This is a genomic window from Streptomyces sp. NPDC038213 (assembly GCF_055600495.1).
The window spans coordinates 80102-99733 of the sequence record NZ_JBVJYM010000014.1; the positions used below are offsets into that span (position 1 = coordinate 80102).

The following is a 19632-nucleotide window of genomic DNA, read 5'->3' on the forward strand; positions in this document are numbered from 1 at the left end:
CCCGGGGCCGCCGTACTCACCCCCAGGAGGCCAGGAACTCCTCCGCCGACCAGCCGCCGCCCAGCGCCGGCGCCAGCCAGGAGGCCGCGGCCTCCCGGAAGGCGCCGGGGGCGAGCCCGCCCGCCCCCTCGGGTACGGCGCCCAGCAGCGGGACGCCCGACACCAGGGGCAGATCGGCCAGGTTGCAGCGCGCGGCCAGGTCGGGTGCCGCGGGCCAGCTGCCCACGACCACCCCCGCCTGGGAGATCCCGCGGGCCCGCAGCGCCTCGGCCGTCAGCTGCGCGGAGTTGAGGGTGCCGAGCCCCGCCGGGGCCACCACCAGCACCGGGGCGCCGAGCAGCCGGGCCGCGTCGGCCAGCGAGCTGCCCTCCGGGTCGAAGCGCACGAGCAGTCCGCCCGCCCCCTCGACGAGCACCAGGTCGTGCTCCGCCGCCAGCTTCCGCGCGGCGGCGGCCACCTCCCCGGGCCCGACCGTCGCCAGCCCGGACCGGGCCGCGGCCCGCTCGGGGGCCAGCGGCTCGGGGTAGCGGGCCAGTTCGAGCCCGGTCACGGCGCCCGCGAGCCGGGCGACCTCCGCGACGTCCCCGGGCTCGTCCGGGGCCACGCCCGTCTGGGCCGGCTTGAGGACGGCCACCGTCCGGCCGGCCGCCAGCGCCACCGCGGCGAGCGCCGCGGTGACCACCGTCTTGCCGATCTCCGTGCCCGTCCCGGACACCACCATCACGCCCATGGGACGCTCACCCCTCCCGTGCGGCCGCGCACACGGCCCGGCCGATCCGCGCCACGTCGGCGTCACCCGTCACGTACGGCGGCATCGTGTAGATCAGGTCGCGGAAGGGCCGCAGCCACACGCCCTCGCGCACCGCCGCCCGGGTGGCGGCGGCCATGTCCACCGGGTGGTCGAGCTGCACCACGCCGATGGCCCCCAGCACCCGTACCTCCCTGACGCCCGGCAGCTGCGCCGCCGGGGCCAGCCCCTCGCGCAGCCCGGCCTCGATCCGCTTGACCTCCAGGGCCCAGTCCTGGCCGAGGAGCAGGTCGATCGAGGCGTTCGCGACCGCGGCCGCGAGCGGATTGCCCATGAAGGTCGGGCCGTGGGCGAGCACGGGCACCTCGCCCTGCGAGATCCCGTCGGCCACCCGCCCGGTGCACAGGGCGGCCGCCATGGTCAGGTAGCCGCCCGTCAGGGACTTGCCCAGGCACATGACGTCCGGGGTGATCCCCGCGTGGTCCGCGGCGAACAGGGCGCCGGTGCGCCCGAACCCGGTCGCGATCTCGTCGAGGACGAGCAGGACGTCGTACTCGTCGCACAGTTCGCGCAGCACGGTCAGGTAGGCGGGGGAGTGGAAGCGCATCCCCCCGGCGCCCTGGACCACCGGTTCGACGATGACCGCGGCGAGTTCGTGCGCGTGCGCGGCCACCAGCGCGCGCAGGTGCGCCACGTACGCGGGGTCCGGTGCCGCGTCGAAGCCGGCCGGCGGGGCGTCGGCGAACACCTGGCGCGGCAGGTGGCCCTGCCACAGGTCGTGCATCCCGCCGTCGGGGTCGCAGACCGCCATCGGCTGCCAGGTGTCCCCGTGGTAGCCGCCGCGCCAGGTCATCAGCCGGGTCTTGCCCGCGCGGCCGACGGAGCGCCAGTACTGCAGGCACATCTTGACGGCGACCTCGACCGCCACCGACCCCGAGTCCGCGAGGAAGACGTGCTCCAGCCCGGCCGGGGTGATCTCGACCAGCCGGGAGGCGAGCCGGACGGCGGGCTCGTGGGTGAGCCCGCCGAACATGACGTGGCTCATCCGCTCCAGCTGCCCCTGGACGGCCCCGTTGAGCACCGGGTGGTTGTAGCCGTGGACGGCCGACCACCAGGAGGACATGCCGTCCACCAACTCGCTGCGGCCCTCGGCCGGTTCGGCGAGCCGCAGCCGCACCCCGGACGCCGAGGAGACCACGAGGGGCTCCTGGCGTCCGGGCATCGGACCGTACGGGTGCCAGACGTGCCGGCGGTCCAGGTCGAGCAGCCGGGCCGTGGAGAGGGGCTCAGGCATTCGGCGCGAGGTCCGTTCCCGCACCCCGGCGCCGTACGGAGACCAGCTCGGGGCGCACCTCGCCCGGAGCGGCCTGCGCACCGGCCTCCGCCTCCGCAGCCGCCGCCGGAACCGGAGCCGCCGCGCCTCCGCAGCCGCCGGCAGCAGCGCCCGCCGCGGGCGCCTCGTGCCCGCCGCAGCCGCCGCAGCCCGAGCCGCAGCCCGCTTCGGCCTTCGGGCCGCAGAGCGAGGCGCCGCCGTGCGAACCGCAGCCGCCGCCCGCCGGGGCACCGGCGGCCGCGTCGGCGGCGGCCTCGGAGCGGTGCTTCGGCAGGGTCGTCGTACCGGCGCCCTCCACCTCGAAGCCGGCGTCCGCGATCATGTCCAGGTCGGCCTGGCCGGCCTGCCCCTCGCTGGTCAGGTAGTCGCCGAGGAAGATCGAGTTGGCCAGGTGCAGGGCCAGCGGCTGGAGGGTGCGCAGGTGCACCTCGCGGCCGCCCGCGAGCCGGACCTCGACGTCGGGGCAGACGAACCGGACCATCGCGAGGATCCGCAGGGCGCGCTGCGGGGTGAGGTTCCACTCCTTGGCCAGCGGCGTGCCCTCGAAGGGGATGAGGAAGTTGACCGGCACCGAGTCCGGGTCCAGGTCGCGCAGCGAGTACACGACGTCGACGAGGTCCCCGTCGCTCTCGCCCATGCCCGCGATCAGACCGGAGCAGGCCGACAGCCCCGCGGCGTGCGCCTTCTGGACGGTGTCCACGCGGTCGGCGTAGGTGTGGGTCTTGGTGATCTGGCCGTACGTGGCCTCGGAGGTGTTGAGGTTGTGGTTGTACGCGTCGGCACCCGCCTCGCGCAGCTTCTCCGCCTGGCCGTCGGACAGCAGGCCGAGGCAGGCGCACACCTCGACGCCCTCGTTCTGGTCCTTGATCGCCTCGATGGTCTTCGAGACCCGGTCCACGTCCCGGTCCGTCGGACCGCGGCCGCTCGCGACCAGGCAGACGCGCTTGGCGCCGCCGGCCACGCCCGCGGCGGCGGCCTGCGAGGCCTCCTCGGGCTTCAGCCAGGTGTACTTGAGGATCTCGGCCTTCGAGCCCAGCCGCTGGGAGCAGTACGAGCAGTCCTCGGGGCACAACCCGGACTTGAGGTTCACGAGGTAGTTGAGCTTGACCCGGCGCCCGAACCAGTGGCGGCGCACCTTGCCGGCCGCGGCCACCACGTCGAGCAGGTCGTCGTCGGAGGTCGCCAGTACGGCGAGCGCCTCTTCACGGGTCGGCAGCTCGCGCCGCAGCCCCTTGTCCACCAGGGTGTTCAGCAGGTCCATGGGGCTGATCCTGGCGCACGGCACCGCCGTCGGCCAAGGAGGGAAGCTACAAGTTCCCCGGAGAGGGGTGTGTGCATCACCACACCACCGGAGGGAACACGGAGGGTTAGGGTCTGTGGACAGCCGACAAAACGCGAGGACCCCGCCGATGCCTCAGGAAGCACTCCCGCACCCGCCCGCCGGAGCGCGCCCCGCCGGGGGCCCGGACCGGGAAGCGGCCGGGGCGGCCGCCGCGGACGTGTTCGCCTGGATCGACGGCGAGGAGCGGGCGCGCGAGCGGGCCGGACTGGTGCGGACCCTGCGCCCGCGCGAGGCCGAACCCGCGGAGGGCGCCGCGCAGCCGCGCCTGCTCGACCTCGCGAGCAACGACTACCTGGGCCTGTCCCGGCACCCCGTGACCGTCGCCGCCGCCGTGGACGCCGCGCGCCGCTGGGGCGCCGGCGCCACCGGCTCCCGCCTGGTGACCGGCAGTACGGCGCTGCACGCGGAGCTGGAGGCCGAACTGGCCGCGTTCTGCGGGTTCGAGGCCGCGCTCGTGCTGTCCTCCGGGTACGCGGCCAACCTCGCCGCCGTCACCGCGCTCGGCGGCCGCGGCTCGCTGGTGGTCTCCGACGCGGCCAACCACGCCTCCATCGTCGACGGCTGCCGCCTCGCGCGCGCCGAGACCGCGGTCGTCCCGCACTCCGACCCGGAGGCCGTCCGCAAGACCCTCGCCGGGCACGGCGGCCGGGCCCTGGTGGTGAGCGACTCGGTCTTCTCCGTGGACGGGGACGCGGCCCCGCTGGCCGGGTACGCCGCCGCCTGCCGCGCGTACGGGGCCGCCCTGCTCGTCGACGACGCGCACGGCCTGGGCGTCCTGGGCGAGGGCGGGCGCGGCGCCCTCCACGCGGCCGGCCTGGCCGGGGCCCCCGGGGTCGTGGCCACCCTGACCCTCTCCAAGTCCCTGGGCAGCCAGGGCGGGGCCGTGCTCGGCCCGGCCAAGGTGATCCGGCACCTGGTCAACACCGCCCGCAGCTTCATCTTCGACACCGGGCTCGCGCCCGCGGCCGCCGGCGCGGCCCTGGGCAGCCTGCGGCTGCTGCAGCGGGAACCGGAGCGGGCCGCGCGGGCCCGGGAGGTCGCCGCCGAACTGTACGGGCGGCTGACCGCGGCCGGCCTGACGGCTGCCAGGCCGGACGCGGCGGTGGTGTCGGTACGGGCCCCCTCGCCCTCGGCGGCACTGCGCTGGGCCGCCGACTGCCGCGAGGCGGGCCTGTCCGTCGGGTGCTTCCGGCCGCCGTCCGTACCGGACGGCATCTCCCGGCTGCGGCTGACCGCGCGGGCCGATCTCACGGGGGACGAGATCGACCGCGCCGTCGCCACGGTCCTGCGGACCGCGCCCGCGGCCGGCCGGCCGGACCGGGCGGTCTAGGCGGACTCCTCCGGGGAGCGCCTGGAGCAGGGGGAGCCGGGGGAGCCGAGGGAGTCCAGGAACCCTCCCCAGGCGCCTCCCGTGAAGAGCAGGGCCGGGCCGGAGACCCGTTTGGAGTCGCGGACGGCCAGCAGGCCGCCGCCGAGGACCGCCGCCTCGACGCAGTTGTTCATGCCGGTGCTCCGGGTGCTGCGCCGCCACTGCGCGCCGTCGAGCAGTGCGTGCGGTTCCTGCCGGGGGTCGGTCGGTGCGCCGTTCTGAAGTCCGCCGGTTGATAAGGGGGTTGCGGACATGGTGCCTCCTTACACGCCGTCAGCGATCCGGCTGATGAGATCCGACGAGTCTTGGGGCGGGAGGGCGTGCGCCTGGATGGTACGGAAAGCGGCGCCGTAGGCCTCGAGGTCTTCCTTCCGCTCCAGATAGAGGCTACTCGTCAAATGGTCGAGAACAACCACGTCCAGATCAGCGATGTTCGGAAATGAGAAGATGACGAAAGGCCCGGTGAGGCCGAGATGACCCCCCATGCTGAACGGCAGTACCTGGAGACGCACATGGGGCAGGCGCGCCACCTCCACCAGGTGCCGCAGCTGCTCGGCCATCACCCCCGGACCGCCGATCTGCCGCCGCAGCACCGCCTCGTCGAGCACTGCGCTCAGCTCCAGCGGAGGCTCCGCCCGCAGCACCGACTGCCGGGCCAGCCGTACGTCGACCAGCGCCTCCACCTTCGGACCGGGGAGCCCGGCGAGGGCCGCCCTGGTCACCGCCCGTGCGTAGCCCGCGGTCTGGAGCAGTCCCGGTACCACGGAGAGCTCCACCGTCCGCGCCGCCCGGGCCCCGGCCTCCAGGCTGATGAAATCGCGGTACTCCTGCGGGAGCAGCCCCCGGTACTCGTGCCACCACTGCCGCTCGCGGCCCGCGCTCGCCCCGGCGTTCGCGGCGGAGGCGGCCAGGGCCTCCAGCAGGGCCCGCTCCCCCTCGCCGGCGACCCCGTAGGCGTCCAGCAGCAGCCGTACGTCCTCCGGTTTCACGCCACTGCGCCCGGTCTCGATCCGGCTGACTTTCGACTGGTGCCAGCCGAGCAGCCGGGCCGTCTCGCCGCTCGTGAGCCCGGAACGGTCGCGCAGCGCGCGCAGTTCCTCCCCCAGCTGCCGCCGACGCACCGCGGGGCCGTGCTGCATGCCCGTCTCCTTCCCCGGCACTCGCTGCGCCAGTCTGCCGGTATCGCGTCCAAATACGCTCTTCCGTAGCAGAGTTCACCGCTTCGGGCGACAGATATATGCAGATCTTGGGGGAACGCCCGCATCGGCCGGGCGGGCAGTGGCAGTCTGGCTCGACGTACGTGGGAAAGGGACACCGTCGCCATGGCAGACCACCAGGAAGCATCCGTCACTCTGCCGAGCGAGCCCGCCTCGGTCGCCCTCGCCCGGAGGTACGCGGCCGGCGTACTGAGCGGTTGGGGACTGCCCGAGGACCACGGGACGGCCGACTCGGTCCGCCTGATCGTGTCCGAACTGGCCACCAACGCCGTCCAGCACACCTTCGGCCAGTCGCCCACCTTCACGGTGGACCTCAGGCTGGAGCGCGAGGAGCTGCTGCGCATCGGGGTGACCGACAGCCACCCGAGGTGGCCGCGGCGGCTGCCCGCCGCGGTGCAGCAGGACAACGGCCGCGGGATGGTCATCATCCGCTGGCTCGCCGTCGAGGCGGGCGGCAGGCTCTCGGTGACCCCCACCGAGGAGGGCGGCAAGACGGTCTGGATCGCCCTGCCGTGGACGGCGGCCGCCGCACCCGCGACGACCGCCGAACAGAGCTGCTGAGGGCCCGTGTCCCCGCCCGGGACCTACCGGACGCGCCCGTACTTGACGCTGCCGGTCCAGATCTTCTCCAGCTTGACCGTGGAGCCGGCCTTGGGGGAGTGCCAGATCTTGCCGGAGCCCGCGTATATGCCCACGTGGTAGACGGAGCCGCGGGAGTGGAAGAAGACCAGGTCGCCCTTCTGCCGGTCGCCCGCGGAGATGTGGCGGGTCTTGTTGTACTGCTGGGCCGCCGTGCGGGGCAGCGTCTTGCCTGCGCGCTTGTACGAGTAGAGCGTCAGCCCCGAGCAGTCGAACCGGGACGGGCCGGCGGCCCCCCACTTGTACGGGGACCCCTTCTTGGACGCGGCCACCTGGAGGGCCTTCGTGGCGTGGGACGTCGCCGCCTGCGCCTCCGAGCCGGCGCCGGGGACCAGGACGGTGCCCCCGACCACGGCGAGCGTGAGCACCGACGTGGCACCCGCTCGGGACATGACAGACGGAACGTTCTTCAGCGCGGACATGCGCAACCCTTCGTCAGCCGCCTGTGAAGGATGACCTGTCGGGTTCGGGCCTGCGAAGTTCGCCCGGCCGCCGCAGCGGCTTCACCCCGAGGAGCGCGCAGGCGTCACCGCCGGCGCTCCGTACTGCCTGGGTCCTCCACTCCTGCCGGTGCACTCCTGTCGACCAGTCGTCCGGGTGAGGCGGCAGGACTCGGCGTCCGCCCGGACCGCCCCGCCGCGGCGGCGGGGGCTTGTCGTCCCAGGGATCCTGACCCATGAACTGCCCGCAAACTAAACTGATTCACTGTTTTGTGAGCCTCATCACTCTTGAACCATTTGGCGGTTGAAGGGTGATTCGCACCACGTTTGAGGGCGGCTGAAAATCATCCACCTGCAGTGAAGCCCTGCGCACCAGCCGTGCTCAACCTCCGCAGTGCGCAACCCGGGGCACGGGCGGCCCACGTCTGCGCTACGCCGAATGGGTGAGGTGATTCGCCGCCGTGTCGACACCCGCAGGGCCCCGCGGACCGCCGGCAACTCGCCGCGCCCCGGCCCGATGTGACCCCGGGTATCGCACTGCGTACTCTCCGTGCTCGCCCGGGGGTCGCCCCCGTATACGGACCGGCCGTCCGCGCCGCCCGTCCGCCGAACCCGTGCCCTGCCCGAAACACGGGTTAACGCCACGGAAAAGCGGGCGGCCTAACGTGCGGAGCCCGTTGCTTCGCCGAGCCGACAGTGAGGTGGGACCGTGCAGCTGACCCCGCACGAACAGGAGCGCCTGCTCGTCCATGTCGCCGCCGACGTGGCCGAGCGGCGCCGGGCCCGGGGGGTGCTCCTCAACCACCCCGAATCCGTCGCGCTCATCACCGCGCACATCCTCGAAGGCGCCCGCGACGGGCGCACGGTGGCCGAGCTGATGGCCTCGGGCCGCACCGTGCTCACCCGCGCGGAGGTCGTGGCGGGGATCCCCGAGATGATCCGCGACGTGCAGGTCGAGGCCACCTTCCCCGACGGCACCAAGCTCGTCACCGTCCACGACCCCATCCTCTGAAAGGACGGTGCGCCCGATGATCCCCGGCGAGATCCTGCACCCCGAAGGCGGCATCCCCCTCAACGAGGGGCGGCCCGTCACCCGGCTCACCGTCCTCAACACCGCCGACCGGCCCGTGCAGGTCGGCTCCCACTACCACTTCGCCGAGGCCAACCCCGGGCTCGACTTCGACCGGGCCGCCGCCCGTGGCCTTCGCCTCGCCGTCGCCGCCGGCACCGCCGTCCGCTTCGAGCCCGGCATCCCGGTGGCCGTGGAGCTCGTACCGCTCGCCGGGACCCGAACCGTCCCCGGGCTGCGCGGGGAGACCGGAGGACCCCTCGATGGCTGAGCTCACCCGTGAGGAGTACGCCGACCTGTTCGGCCCCACCACGGGGGACCGGATCCGGCTCGCCGACACCGACCTGCTCGTCGAGATCGAGGAGGACCTCAGCGGCGGCCCCGGCCGGGCCGGCGACGAGGCCGTCTTCGGCGGGGGCAAGGTGATCCGCGAATCCATGGGCCAGGCCCGCACCACCCGGGCCGAGGGCGCCGCCGACACCGTCATCACCGGGGTCGTGATCCTCGACCACTGGGGGATCGTCAAGGCCGACGTCGCCCTGCGCGACGGCCGCATCGCCGGCATCGGCAAGGCCGGCAACCCCGACACCATGGACGGCATCGCACCCGCCCTCGTCATCGGCCCGAGACGGAGGTCATCGCGGGCAACGGCCGGATCCTCACCGCCGGGGCCGTGGACGCCCACGTCCACTTCATCTCCCCGACCCTCCTCGACACCGCACTCGCCTCCGGGGTCACCACCCTGGTCGGCGGGGGCACCGGACCCGCCGAGGGCACCAAGGCCACCACCATCACCCCCGGCCCCTGGCACCTGGCCCGGATGTTCGCCGCCCTGGACTCCCACCCGGTCAACATCGGGCTGCTGGGCAAGGGCAACACCACCTCCCGCGAGGCCATGCACTCCCAACTGCGCGGCGGCGCACTCGGGTTCAAGATCCACGAGGACTGGGGGGCGACCCCCGCCGCCATCGACGCCTGCCTCGGCGTCTGCGAGGAGAGCGGCGCCCAGCTCGCCGTCCACACCGACACCCTCAACGAGGCCGGGTTCGTCGGCGACACCCTCGCCGCCATCGCCGGGCGCACCATCCACGCGTACCACACCGAAGGGGCCGGCGGCGGGCACGCGCCCGACATCATCACCGTGGTCTCCGAGGCCAACGTGCTGCCCAGCTCCACCAACCCCACCCGGCCGCACACCCTCAACACCGTCGAGGAGCACCTCGACATGCTGATGGTCTGCCACCACCTCAACCCGGCCGTCCCCGAGGACCTCGCCTTCGCCGAATCCCGGATCCGGCCCGCCACCATCGCCGCCGAGGACGTCCTCCACGACCTCGGCGCCATCTCGATCATCTCCTCCGACTCCCAGGCCATGGGCCGCATAGGGGAGGTGGTCCTGCGGACCTGGCAGACCGCCCACGTGATGAAGAAGCGCCGCGGCCCCCTGCCCGGGGACGGCCGCGCCGACAACCACCGGGCCCGCCGGTACGTCGCCAAGTACACGATCAACCCGGCCGTGGCCCAGGGCCTCGCCCGCGAGATCGGCTCCGTCGAAACCGGCAAGCTCGCGGACCTGGTGCTGTGGGAGCCCGCCTTCTTCGGGGTGAAACCGCTGCTGGTCCTCAAGGGCGGCCAGATCGCGTACGCGCAGATGGGCGACGCCAACGCCTCGATCCCCACCCCCCAACCCGTCCTGCCCCGGCCCATGTTCGGTGCCCACGGGCGGGCCCCGGCCCACAATTCGTTCAACCTCTGCGCCCCCGCGGCCCTGGAGGACGGACTCCCCGAACGCCTGGCCCTCGGCAAGGAGTTCCGCGCCATCGACGGCACGCGGCGGCTGACGAAGGCGGACATGCGCGAGAACGACGCCCGGCCCCGGGTCGAAGTCGACGCCGACACCTTCACCGTCACCATCGACGGGGAACCGGTCGAACCCGCACCCGCCGCCGAACTGCCCATGGCCCAGCGCTACTTCCTCTTCTGAGGGGTCCCAGGATGAGCCGCTCCGCCCTGCTCCTGCTCGCCGACGGCCGCTTCCCGGCCGGCGGCCACGCCCACTCCGGGGGCGCCGAGTCCGCCGTCCGGGCCGGCCGGATCACCGACGCCGCCGCACTGGAGGAGTTCTGCCGCGGCCGGCTCCACACGGCCGGACTGGTCGCCGCCGCCCTCGCCGCGGCGGCCGCCGCCGGACTGGACCCGGCGGAACTCGACGCCGCCGCCGACGCCCGCACCCCCTCGCCCGCCCTGCGCGCCGCCTCCCGCAGACTCGGCCGCCAGCTCCTGCGGGCCGCCCGCGCGGTCTGGCCCGCACCCGGACTCGACGCGCTGGCGGCGCAGTTCCCGCGCGGTGCCCACCAGCCCGTGGTGCTCGGGCTGGCCGCCCGGTCCGCCGGGCTCGGCCCCTCCGACGCCGCCCACGCGGCCGCGTACGAGAGCGTCGGCGGACCGGCCACCGCCACCGTACGGCTGCTGGGCCTCGACCCCTTCGAGTCCGCCGCCGTACTCGCCCGCCTCGCCCCCGCCCTCGACGAGACGGCCGACCGCGCCGTGGCGGCCGCGCTGCGCGCCCGGCGCGAGGGCACCGGCGCGCTGCCCGCCGCGGGCGCCCCGCTGCTCGACCTCACCGCCGAACAGCACGCCCGCTGGCCCGTACGCCTCTTCGCCTCCTGACCCCGGCCGGCCGGCACCCGCCCGGAGCCCGCCCGGCAACCGACCGGATCCCACCTGACCGGCCGCCCCGCCCGACCGAAGCCCGCCCCGCACCCCGACCCGAGGGAGAACCCCGTGCACCTCGACCACGCCGTCGCCTTCCCCCAGCGCCACACCCACAGCGCGGCCCCCCTGCGCGCGGACGGCAGCCGCCGGGCCCTGCGCGTCGGACTCGGCGGGCCGGTGGGCTCCGGCAAGACCGCCACCGTCGCCGCCCTGTGCCGGGCCCTGCGCAGCGAGTACTCCCTCGCCGTGGTCACCAACGACATCTACACCCGCGAGGACGCGGAGTTCCTGCTGCGCGAGGCGGTCCTGCCGCCCGAGCGGATCGCGGCGGTGGAGACCGGTGCCTGCCCGCACACCGCGATCCGCGACGACATCTCCGCCAACCTGGAGGCCGTGGAGGACCTGGAGGAGGCCTTCCGCGAGACCCATCCGCTGGACCTGGTGCTGGTCGAATCCGGGGGCGACAACCTGACCGCCACCTTCTCCCGGGGCCTGGTCGACGCGCAGATCTTCGTCATCGACGTGGCCGGAGGCGACGACATCCCGCGCAAGGGCGGCCCCGGGGTGACCACCGCGGACCTCCTGGTCGTCAACAAGACCGACCTGGCCGGGCACGTCGGCTCCGACCTCGCGCGCATGGCCCGCGACGCGCGCGAGCAGCGCGGGGAGCTGCCGGTGCTCTTCCAGTCCCTGCGCGCGGGCGGGGACGGGCCGGGCGCGGCCCCCGTCGCTGACTGGATCCGGGCCCGGATCGCCGCCTGGTCGGCGGCCCGCCCGTGACCCCTCCCGCGGCGGACACCGCCCCCGCCGGGGTCCGCGCCCGGGCCCGGATCCTGGCGCGGGCCGACGGCCGGGGCGGTACCGACCTGCCGGTGCTCGCCGGATCCGGACCCGTCGCCCTGCGCCGCACCCGCACCCGCGGGCCCGGCGCCCGGGTCACCCTCGTCGGGGCGATGAGCGCGCCGCTCGGCGGGGACCGGATCGCCGTCGAGGCGGAGGCCGGGCCCGGGGCCGTCCTCGCGGTGGACTCGGCCGCGGCCACCCTCGCCCTGCCCGGCCGCTGCGGGGCCCCCGCCCGCTACGAGGTCCGCCTGACCGTGTCCGACGGGGCCCGCCTGCACTGGCTGCCCGAACCCCTCGTCTCCGTGCGCGGCAGCGACCTGCACGTGCTCACCACCGCCGAACTCGCCCCCACCGCCCGGCTGGTGCTGCGCGAGGAGCAGGTGCTCGGACGCCACGGCGAGGAGCCCGGCCTGCTCCGCAGCCGCCTGTCGGTACGCCGCGGGGGCCGCCCGCTGCTGGACCAGGAGCTGTCCTGCGGGCCCGGGGCACCCGCCGGCTGGGACGGCCCCGCGGTCCTGGCCGGACACCGGGCCGTCGGTCAGCTCCTCGTCGTGGAGCCCGCGTTCGCGTCCGCGCCCCCCGAGGCCCGGCTGCTGGGGGAGTACGCCGCGGCCGTCCCGCTCGCAGGGCCCGCAGTGCTGGTCACGGCCGTGGCCCCGGACGCCCTGCGACTGCGCGCCCTCCTCGACGAGGCCTGCCGCACCTACGCCCCGCAGGGCGGCCCGGGCACCCGCTGAACGCGGCCTCGGCGACTCGAGTGGGACGGCCCCCGGGAGCCCCGTACCGCTCACCGTGCATGATCATCCGGTTATCGGCTTGGTAAAGAACCGGGCGGCACCCTGTTGTCAGGGACCTCTCAGGAGAAAGGATCCCTCTGCAGTCAGACCGAAAAGGGCCGTCACCGGCCGTCCATGACGCAGGGGGATATTTCGTGATACGCACAGCAGTGCTCGGCGGAGCCGGCACTCTGATGGCGGGCACGCTCATCGCCGGGGCCGTGATCGCCCCGACCGCGGCCGCCGCCCCGACGAGCGCCGCGGGGACCAGCGGCCAGAGCACCTCCGAGGCCCGCGGCACGGCCATCGCGGCCGCCCGCGCCGCCCGCAAGGGCATCGCCTGGAAGACCTGTCCCGCCGACTGGGGCCTCGAAGCCCCCATCCAGTGCGGCTGGGTGACGGTCCCGCTCGACTACGCGAAGCCGAACGGCAAGCAGATCAAGCTCGCCGTGGACCGCATCGGCAACACCGGCACCAAGGCGGAGCGCCAGGGGGCCCTCGTCTACAACCCGGGCGGCCCCGGCGGCTCCGGGATGCGCTTCCCGCGCCGGGTCACCACCAAGGCCCCGCTGTGGGTCAACACCTCCAAGGCCTACGACTTCGTCGGCTTCGACCCCCGCGGCGTCGGCCACTCCACCCCGATCTCCTGCATCGACCCGCAGGAGTTCGTCAAGGCGCCGAAGAAGGACCCGGTTCCCGACACCGAGGCCGACAAGCGCGTGCAGCGCAAGCTCGCCGCCGCGTACGCCGACGGGTGCCAGAAGCGCAGCGGCTGGATGCTGCCGCACATGACCACCCCGAACACCGCGCGCGACCTCGACGTCATCCGCGCCGCCCTCGGCGAGAAGAAGCTGAACTTCCTCGGCGTCTCGTACGGCACCTACATCGGCGGGGTGTACGCGACCCTGTTCCCGAACCACGTGCGCCGCATGATCGTCGACAGCGTGGTCAACCCCTCGAAGAAGAAGATCTGGTACGAGGCCAACCTCGACCAGGACGTCGCCTTCCAGATGCGCTGGAACGACTGGAAGAAGTGGGTCGCCAAGAACGACGCCGTCTTCCACCTCGGCAACACCCCCGCCAAGGTCGAGCGCCAGTGGCTGAAGCTGCGCGCCGCCGCCAAGAAGCGGCCGCTCGGCGGCACGGTCGGCCCCGCCGAGCTCATCTCCTTCTTCCAGAGCGCCCCGTACTACGACAGCGCCTGGGTCCCGGTCGCGCAGATCTTCAGCGAGTACGCCAAGGGCAACGCCCAGCCGCTCATCGACGCCGCCTCCCCGGACATGTCCGACACCGCGGGCAACGCCTCCTCGGAGAACGGCAACGCCGTCTACACCGCCGTCGAGTGCGCCGACGCCAAGTGGCCCACCAGCTGGAAGACCTGGGACCGCGACAACACCCGGCTGCACAAGGACTACCCGTTCATGACCTGGGCCAACGCCTGGATGAACCTGCCCTGCGCCACCTGGAAGTCGAAGCAGCACACCCCGGTCGAGGTCGGCGCCAAGCGCGGCCTGCCGCCCGTCCTGATCGTCCAGGCAACCCGTGACGCCGCCACCCCGTACGAGGGCGCCGTCGAGCTCCACAAGCGCCTGGCGGGCTCGCGCCTGATCACCGAGAAGAACGCCGGCTCGCACGGGGTCACCAGCCTCGTGAACGCGTGCATCAACACCCGCGTCGACCGCTACCTGCTCACCGGCAGGGTCGACGCCCGCGACGTGGTGTGCGCCCCGCACGCCGCCCCCGTCGCCGCGGCCGCCGCCGCGAAGGCCCCGGCGAAGGCCGCCGAGGCCGGCGACCTGCCGGCGCTCCCGCAGCGCTGACCCGCGGCCCGCACACCGCGGCGGGCCGCACCGGACGGGAAGAAGGCTCAGCGCGCCCTGCGCTGGGCCTTCTTCGCCTCCGCGGCCGCCGCCTGCTGCTCCGCCTTGACCTCGCCCGCGTACCGGTCCACGTACTCCTGCCCGGACAGCCCGAGGATGGCGTAGACGATCTCGTCCGTCACCGCCCGCAGCACCGCCTTCTCGCCCTCCAGCCCCGCGTACCGCGAGAAGTCCAGCGGCTCCCCGAAGCGGATCGTGACCCTCTTCAGCTTGGGCACCACCTGCCCGGGCGGCTGGATCTCGAAGGTCCCGACCATCGCGCAGGGGATCACCGGCACCCCCGCGCCGAGGGCCATCGCCGCCACCCCGACCTTGCCCTTGTACAGCCGCCCGTCGTGCGAGCGGGTGCCCTCGGGGTAGATGCCCAGCAGCTCGCCCTTGGCCAGGACGCCGAGCCCCTCGCGGATCGCTGCCTGCCCGGCCTCCTTCCCGCTGCGGTCCACCGGGATCTGCCCGGCGCTGCGGAAGAACGCGGCCGTCAGCCGGCCCTTGACCCCCGGCCCCGTGAAGTACTCCGCCTTCGCGAGGAAGGTGATCCGCCGCTTCAGGATGGCCGGCATCAGGAAGTGGTCCGAGAAGGACAGGTGGTTGCCCGCGACGATCGCGGCGCCCTCCGCCGGCACGTTCTCCAGCCCCTCGATCCGGGGCCTGAACAACAGGCGCAGCAGCGGCCCCAGGATGACGTGCTTGAGCAGCTGGTAGAACACGGATGACCCCCACGGATCCGGTAGAACGGCCCGAATATTCTGACAGCCCGTCCACCGGCGCGGGTACGGTGACGGCATGGTGACGCGATGAAGGAACGACCCCGGGACCTCGACGGTTCCACCCTCGCCGCGGCACTCGCACACTGGGGCCTCGGCGAGGCCGAGTGCACCTACCTGCCCGTCGGCTACGGGGACCACCACTGGGCGGCGGTGGCGCCCGACGGCGCCCGCCGCTTCGTCACCGTCGCCGACCTGCCCGCCAAGACCGCCTGCGGGGACGGCGCCGGGGCCGCCGCCCGGGGCCTGGCCCGGGCGATGGACTGCGCCGCGCGGCTCTCCGAGGAGCCCGGCCTCGCATTCGTCCTCGCCCCCCTGCGCACCCGCGGGGACGGAGCCACCCTGGTCCGGGCCGGCGAGCGCTACGGCGTCAGCGTCTTCCCGTACGCCGATGCCGAGGCCGGGCGCTTCGGCCAGGACCTGACCCCCGCCGAGCGCGCCGGGGTGCTCTCCCTGCTCGCCCGGCTGCACCGGGCCGCGCCCCCCGCCGGCACCCCCGTCCACCGGGTGGGGATCCCCGGCCGGTCCGGACTGGAGGAGTCCCTGGCCGGACTCGGCACCCCCTGGACGGGCGGGCCTTACGCCGAGCGGGCCCGCGCCCTGCTGGCGGAGCACGCCCGCGGCCTGCGCTCCCGGCTCGACGAGTTCGACCGCCGCGCCGCTGGCGCGGCCGGCGCGGACCGTGCGGTGGTCACCCACGGCGAACCCCACCCCGGCAACGTGCTGCGCACTGCGGACGGCCGGCTGCTGCTGGCGGACTGGGACACCGCGGGCCTCGCCGTACCCGAGCGCGACCTGTGGCTCGTGGTCCGCGAGGAGGGCGACCTCGACGCCTACGCCGAGGCCGGCGGGCCCCCGGTCGACCGCACGGCCCTGGAGCTGTACCCGCTGCGCTGGGCCCTCGACGACGTGGCCGCGTACCTGCGGGACTTCCGCGCCCCCCACACCGCGACCGCGGACACGGCGGAGTCCTGGTCCTTCTTCGCGGGGACCCTCCGCGAGCTCACCTCGTAGCCGCACGGCCCGCACCCGCGGCTCAGGCGCTGCGCGAGGCGGCCATGCCGATGGTGAGGATGCCCAGCACCACCCAGCCGAACCAGAGCCAGCCGTTCGACCCCAGCGCCACCGAGTACGCCGAGACCACCACGAGGCCCCCGATGGTCAGACCGGCCATCGCCTTCACAGATCCGGGCATCGGCTTCCCCTTCTCCGAGCAGTCCGGACGGAGCTGTTCCGCCCCGGACGGCGATCAGGGGGCCATCGTCCCGCCGGGAGGCCCGCCGCGCTACTCCCCGCGCCGGACGGCTGCGGCGAGTACAGGGGAGCGCAGGGGAGGAAGGGGGCCGGGGAGGGGCGCGCTAGCGGCTGCCGCTGCCCGTCCGGAGCGAGGCCAGGTAGGCGTTGTACGCCTCCAGCTCCTTGTCGCCGTCCCGGTCCGCGGCCCGGTCGGAGCGCTTCGCCGCCCGCTGCTCGGAGTGGTACCACTGGTAGATCAGCGCGATCAGCACCAGGACCGAGGGGATCTCGCTGAAGGCCCAGGCGATGCCGCCCGCCCACTTCTGGTCGTCGAGCGCGTCGATGCCCAGGGAGAGGGGCGGGCTGGAGTACGTACCGATCATCGGCTCGGAGCCCATCATCAGGGCGATGCCGAAGAAGGCGTGGAAGGGCATGCCCGCGAAGAGCTCCAGCATCCGCATCACGTAGCCGGGGCGGTGCGGACCCGGGTCCACGCCCATGATCGGCCAGAAGAAGACCAGGCCCACCATGAGGAAGTGCACCATCATCGCGATGTGCCCCGGCTTGCTGCCCATCAGGGTGTCGAACAGCGGGGTGAAGTACAGGGCGTACAGGCTCGCGATGAACATCGGGATCGTGAACGCCGGATGGGTCACCACCCGCATGTACCGGCTGTGCAGCAGGGCGAGCAGCCACTCCCGCGGCCCCTTGGTGCCCCGCGCGGCCGGCGGCAGCGCCCGCAGCGCCAGCGTCATCGGAGCCCCGAGCAGCAGCAGGATGGGGGACAGCATGCTGATGACCATGTGCTGGACCATGTGCACGCTGAACATGACCATGCCGTAGTCGTTGAGCTTGGTGCACATCACCAGCGCCACGCTCAGCACGCCCGCGGTCCAGGCGACCGTCCGGCCCCAGGACCAGCTGTCACCGCGGCGGCGCAGCCGGACCACGCCCCAGCCGTACAGGGCCAGCCCGAGCAGGCAGCCGATCAGGAAGAAGGAGTCGGGGGAGAACTCCAGGCCACGCCCCAGCGTGAACGGCGGCAGGTCCATGTTCATGTCCGTGCCGTGCCCGCTGTGATCCATCTGCCTACTCCCTCGACCCGTGGTGCCCCACCACACTAGTGCCGCCCCGGACCGCGACTGCGGCCGGGGCGGCATAAGAGGACAAGACAGGGGAAAGATCACACCCCGCCCGTCGGGGAGGGCCCGTCAGAGCACGTTCTGCGCCTCGGCGTAGCGCTCCGCCGGTACGGTCTTCAGGGTCTCGACGGCGCTGCCCAGCGGGACCATCTCGATCTCGGTGCCGCGCAGGGCGGTCAGCATCCCGAACTGCCCGCGGTGCGCGGCCTCCACCGCGTGCCAGCCGAAGCGGGTCGCGAGCACGCGGTCGTACGCCGTCGGGGTGCCGCCGCGCTGGACGTGGCCGAGGATGACCGGGCGGGCCTCCTTGCCGAGGCGGCGCTCCAGCTCCACGGCGAGCAGGTTGCCGATGCCGGCGAACCGCTCGTGGCCGTAGATGTCCTTGCCGCCCTCCTCGAACGCCATCGAGCCGGGCTTCGGCTTGGCGCCCTCGGCGACCACGACGATGGCGAAGCGCTTGCCCGCGGAGAAGCGCTCGCCGACCACGCGGGTCAGCTGCTCGATGTCGAAGGGGCGCTCGGGGACCACGATGGCGTGGGCGCCGGCGGCCATGCCGGAGTGCAGGGCGATCCAGCCGGTGTGGCGGCCCATCACCTCGACCACCATGACGCGCTGGTGGGACTCGGCGGTGGTCTTCAGGCGGTCGAGGGCCTCGGTGGCCACGCCGACGGCGGTGTCGAAACCGAAGGTGACGTCGGTGGAGGCGATGTCGTTGTCGATGGTCTTCGGGACCCCGACGATCGGCAGCCCGGCCTCCGAGAGCAGGTGGGCCGCCTTCAGGGTGCCCTCGCCGCCGATCGGGATGATGGCGTCCAGACCCAGTTCGGCCACGTGCCCGCGGGCCCGCTCGACCCCGTCGCGCAGGTGCGCGGGCTGGACCCGGGAGGAGCCGAGGACGGTACCGCCGCGGGCCAGGATGCCGGCGACGGCGTCGAGGTCGAGCTTGCGGTAGTCGCACTCCAGGAGGCCCTTCCAGCCGTCGTGGAAGCCGATGACCTCGTCACCGTGGTCGACGACCGCGCGGTGCACGACGGAGCGGATGACGGCATTGAGGCCGGGGCAGTCGCCGCCGGAAGTGAGCACACCAATGCGCATGGCAGGAAGACCTTTGCAACGTGGGCCGACGACCGGACCACGTCGTCCGGTTGGAACTGACGCCACCCTACAAGCGGATCGGCACTGGACTGAACCATGCTCCACATTGCGGGCAGGTTCTTTTGGAGGAAACTCCTACGAGCGCGAGGGCGCGCATTCGAGCACCGGAAAACGAGCGCTGACCTGCGCAGACGAGCAGACCCGGCCAGGGCCGCCGGGGGTCCGCGAAACGCCGGCGGCCGGGGCCCCACCTGGGGGACCCCGGCCGCCGGGCCGGTGCGGGAGCTGCTACGCGGGCTGCGTTGCCGCCGCGATGCGCTCGGCGCGCAGCGCCTCGTACCAGCGGTCGTCGACCGGCGGCAGGGCGTTCACGTCGAGGGCCAGCTTCAGCAGCAGGTCCGCGATCTGCGGGTTGCGGGCCATGACGGGGCCGTGCATGTACGTGCCGAACACGGTCTCGTTGTACGCGCCCTCGGTGCCGTCGCCGGTGCCGTTGCCCCGCCCCAGGCGGACCCGGGCGAAGGCCTTGGCCGTCGGGCCCAGGTGCGTGACACCCTGGTGGTTCTCGAAGCCCGTCAGCTGCGGCAGGCCGAGCCGCGGGTCGATGTCCGCGAGCACGTCGCCCACGCACCGCTCGCCCTCGCCGCGGACCGTCACCACGTCGAGCAGGCCGAGGCCCTCCTGGCGCTGGCCCTGGTCGTTGACGAACTCCTTGCCGAGGATCTGGTAGCCGGCGCACACCGAGAAGACGATGGCCCCGTTGGAGACCGCCCGCTCCAGGCCGCCGTCGCGCAGCAGCCGCTCCGCGGCCAGCCGCTGGGGCCGGTCCTCGCCGCCGCCGATCAGGTAGATGTCGCCGGAGGTCGGGATGGGCTGGTCGCTGCGCACGTCGACGCGCTGCACGTCCAGGCCGCGCTGGCGGGCCCGGCGCTCCACGACCAGGGCGTTGCCCTGGTCGCCGTAGGTGCTCAGCAGGTCCGGGTAGACCCACACCAGACGCAGGCTGTTGTCGCTCATTCGCTTT

At 73.9% G+C, this 19632-nt stretch carries 20 protein-coding genes and 1 pseudogene; 10 read left to right on the forward strand and 11 right to left on the reverse strand.

Annotated elements, in window-relative coordinates:
- Positions 1–16: 16 nt before the first annotated feature.
- Genes bioD through bioB form a run of 3 tightly spaced genes read right to left on the reverse strand, consistent with a single transcriptional unit; the run spans position 17 to position 3342 of the window.
- Positions 17–730 (reverse strand): dethiobiotin synthase, encoded by a 714-nt coding sequence (gene bioD, locus ACZ7JZ_RS20520; RefSeq protein ID WP_470941134.1) that lies wholly within the window; start codon positions 728–730, stop codon positions 17–19.
- A gap of 7 nt (positions 731–737) precedes the next feature.
- On the reverse strand, positions 738–2042 hold the full coding sequence (locus ACZ7JZ_RS20525) for an adenosylmethionine--8-amino-7-oxononanoate transaminase (protein WP_470941136.1): 1305 nt from the start codon (positions 2040–2042) through the stop codon (positions 738–740).
- On the reverse strand, positions 2035–3342 hold the full coding sequence (gene bioB, locus ACZ7JZ_RS20530; RefSeq protein ID WP_470941138.1) for a biotin synthase BioB: 1308 nt from the start codon (positions 3340–3342) through the stop codon (positions 2035–2037). The genes ACZ7JZ_RS20525 and bioB overlap by 8 nt, the downstream gene beginning before the upstream one ends.
- Before the next feature lie 148 nt (positions 3343–3490).
- Here bioB and ACZ7JZ_RS20535 point away from each other — a divergent pair, with 148 nt between their 5' ends.
- On the forward strand, positions 3491–4753 hold the full coding sequence (locus ACZ7JZ_RS20535) for an 8-amino-7-oxononanoate synthase (RefSeq protein WP_470941140.1): 1263 nt from the start codon (positions 3491–3493) through the stop codon (positions 4751–4753).
- On the opposite strand, the gene ACZ7JZ_RS20540 is transcribed toward ACZ7JZ_RS20535, so the two are convergent.
- Positions 4750–5046, reverse strand: coding sequence for a DUF397 domain-containing protein (locus ACZ7JZ_RS20540; protein WP_470941141.1), 297 nt, complete (start codon positions 5044–5046; stop codon positions 4750–4752). The two genes, ACZ7JZ_RS20535 and ACZ7JZ_RS20540, sit on opposite strands and share 4 nt — an antisense overlap.
- Positions 5047–5055: 9 nt before the next feature.
- Positions 5056–5931, reverse strand: coding sequence for a helix-turn-helix domain-containing protein (locus tag ACZ7JZ_RS20545; protein WP_470941143.1), 876 nt, complete (start codon positions 5929–5931; stop codon positions 5056–5058).
- Between the two features lie 183 nt (positions 5932–6114).
- On the opposite strand from ACZ7JZ_RS20545, the gene ACZ7JZ_RS20550 reads away from it, so the two are divergent.
- A complete protein-coding gene (locus tag ACZ7JZ_RS20550) occupies positions 6115–6570 on the forward strand; it encodes an ATP-binding protein (protein WP_470941145.1) in 456 nt (151 codons plus the stop codon).
- Between the two features lie 23 nt (positions 6571–6593).
- On the opposite strand, the gene ACZ7JZ_RS20555 is transcribed toward ACZ7JZ_RS20550, so the two are convergent.
- The gene (locus tag ACZ7JZ_RS20555; protein ID WP_470941147.1) at positions 6594–7070 is read right to left on the reverse strand and encodes a C40 family peptidase; all 477 of its coding nucleotides are present in this window, start codon (positions 7068–7070) and stop codon (positions 6594–6596) included.
- A gap of 727 nt (positions 7071–7797) precedes the next feature.
- Here ACZ7JZ_RS20555 and ACZ7JZ_RS20560 point away from each other — a divergent pair.
- The 7 genes and pseudogenes from ACZ7JZ_RS20560 to ACZ7JZ_RS20590 all read left to right on the forward strand — a co-directional run bounded on the left by ACZ7JZ_RS20560 (position 7798) and on the right by ACZ7JZ_RS20590 (position 14311).
- Positions 7798–8100: an urease subunit gamma gene (locus ACZ7JZ_RS20560; RefSeq protein ID WP_470941149.1), complete on the forward strand. Its 303-nt coding sequence runs from the start codon at positions 7798–7800 to the stop codon at positions 8098–8100.
- Between the two features lie 16 nt (positions 8101–8116).
- Positions 8117–8428, forward strand: coding sequence for an urease subunit beta (locus tag ACZ7JZ_RS20565; protein WP_470941151.1), 312 nt, complete (start codon positions 8117–8119; stop codon positions 8426–8428).
- Positions 8421–10141 (forward strand): annotated as a pseudogene (locus tag ACZ7JZ_RS20570) (urease subunit alpha). The gene ACZ7JZ_RS20565 and the pseudogene ACZ7JZ_RS20570 overlap by 8 nt, the downstream one beginning before the upstream one ends.
- A gap of 11 nt (positions 10142–10152) precedes the next feature.
- The gene (locus tag ACZ7JZ_RS20575) at positions 10153–10827 is read left to right on the forward strand and encodes an urease accessory protein UreF (RefSeq protein ID WP_470941153.1); all 675 of its coding nucleotides are present in this window, start codon (positions 10153–10155) and stop codon (positions 10825–10827) included.
- Between the two features lie 114 nt (positions 10828–10941).
- Complete coding sequence (gene ureG, locus ACZ7JZ_RS20580) at positions 10942–11652, forward strand: urease accessory protein UreG (RefSeq protein WP_470941155.1); 711 nt, start codon at positions 10942–10944, stop codon at positions 11650–11652.
- On the forward strand, positions 11649–12452 hold the full coding sequence (locus tag ACZ7JZ_RS20585) for an urease accessory protein UreD (protein WP_470941157.1): 804 nt from the start codon (positions 11649–11651) through the stop codon (positions 12450–12452). Before ureG ends, ACZ7JZ_RS20585 begins: the two co-directional genes overlap by 4 nt.
- Before the next feature lie 233 nt (positions 12453–12685).
- Entirely contained in the window at positions 12686–14311 is a 1626-nt protein-coding gene (locus ACZ7JZ_RS20590) for an alpha/beta hydrolase (protein ID WP_470941300.1), read from the forward strand.
- Between the two features lie 47 nt (positions 14312–14358).
- On the opposite strand, the gene ACZ7JZ_RS20595 is transcribed toward ACZ7JZ_RS20590, so the two are convergent.
- A complete protein-coding gene (locus ACZ7JZ_RS20595) occupies positions 14359–15078 on the reverse strand; it encodes a lysophospholipid acyltransferase family protein (protein ID WP_470941159.1) in 720 nt (239 codons plus the stop codon).
- A gap of 87 nt (positions 15079–15165) precedes the next feature.
- Here ACZ7JZ_RS20595 and ACZ7JZ_RS20600 point away from each other — a divergent pair, with 87 nt between their 5' ends.
- Positions 15166–16149, forward strand: coding sequence for a phosphotransferase (locus ACZ7JZ_RS20600; protein WP_470941161.1), 984 nt, complete (start codon positions 15166–15168; stop codon positions 16147–16149).
- Positions 16150–16171: 22 nt separating this feature from the next.
- Here the strand turns inward: ACZ7JZ_RS20600 and ACZ7JZ_RS20605 are convergent, their stop codons facing one another.
- The 4 genes from ACZ7JZ_RS20605 to ACZ7JZ_RS20620 form a co-directional block, all read right to left on the reverse strand.
- Entirely contained in the window at positions 16172–16330 is a 159-nt protein-coding gene (locus ACZ7JZ_RS20605) for a hypothetical protein (RefSeq protein WP_470941163.1), read from the reverse strand.
- Positions 16331–16493: 163 nt separating this feature from the next.
- The gene (locus tag ACZ7JZ_RS20610; protein WP_470941165.1) at positions 16494–17456 is read right to left on the reverse strand and encodes a cytochrome c oxidase assembly protein; all 963 of its coding nucleotides are present in this window, start codon (positions 17454–17456) and stop codon (positions 16494–16496) included.
- Positions 17457–17582: 126 nt separating this feature from the next.
- Complete coding sequence (locus tag ACZ7JZ_RS20615; RefSeq protein WP_470941167.1) at positions 17583–18608, reverse strand: 6-phosphofructokinase; 1026 nt, start codon at positions 18606–18608, stop codon at positions 17583–17585.
- A gap of 288 nt (positions 18609–18896) precedes the next feature.
- On the reverse strand, positions 18897–19625 hold the full coding sequence (locus ACZ7JZ_RS20620; protein WP_470941168.1) for a type 1 glutamine amidotransferase: 729 nt from the start codon (positions 19623–19625) through the stop codon (positions 18897–18899).
- Positions 19626–19632: the final 7 nt, after the last annotated feature.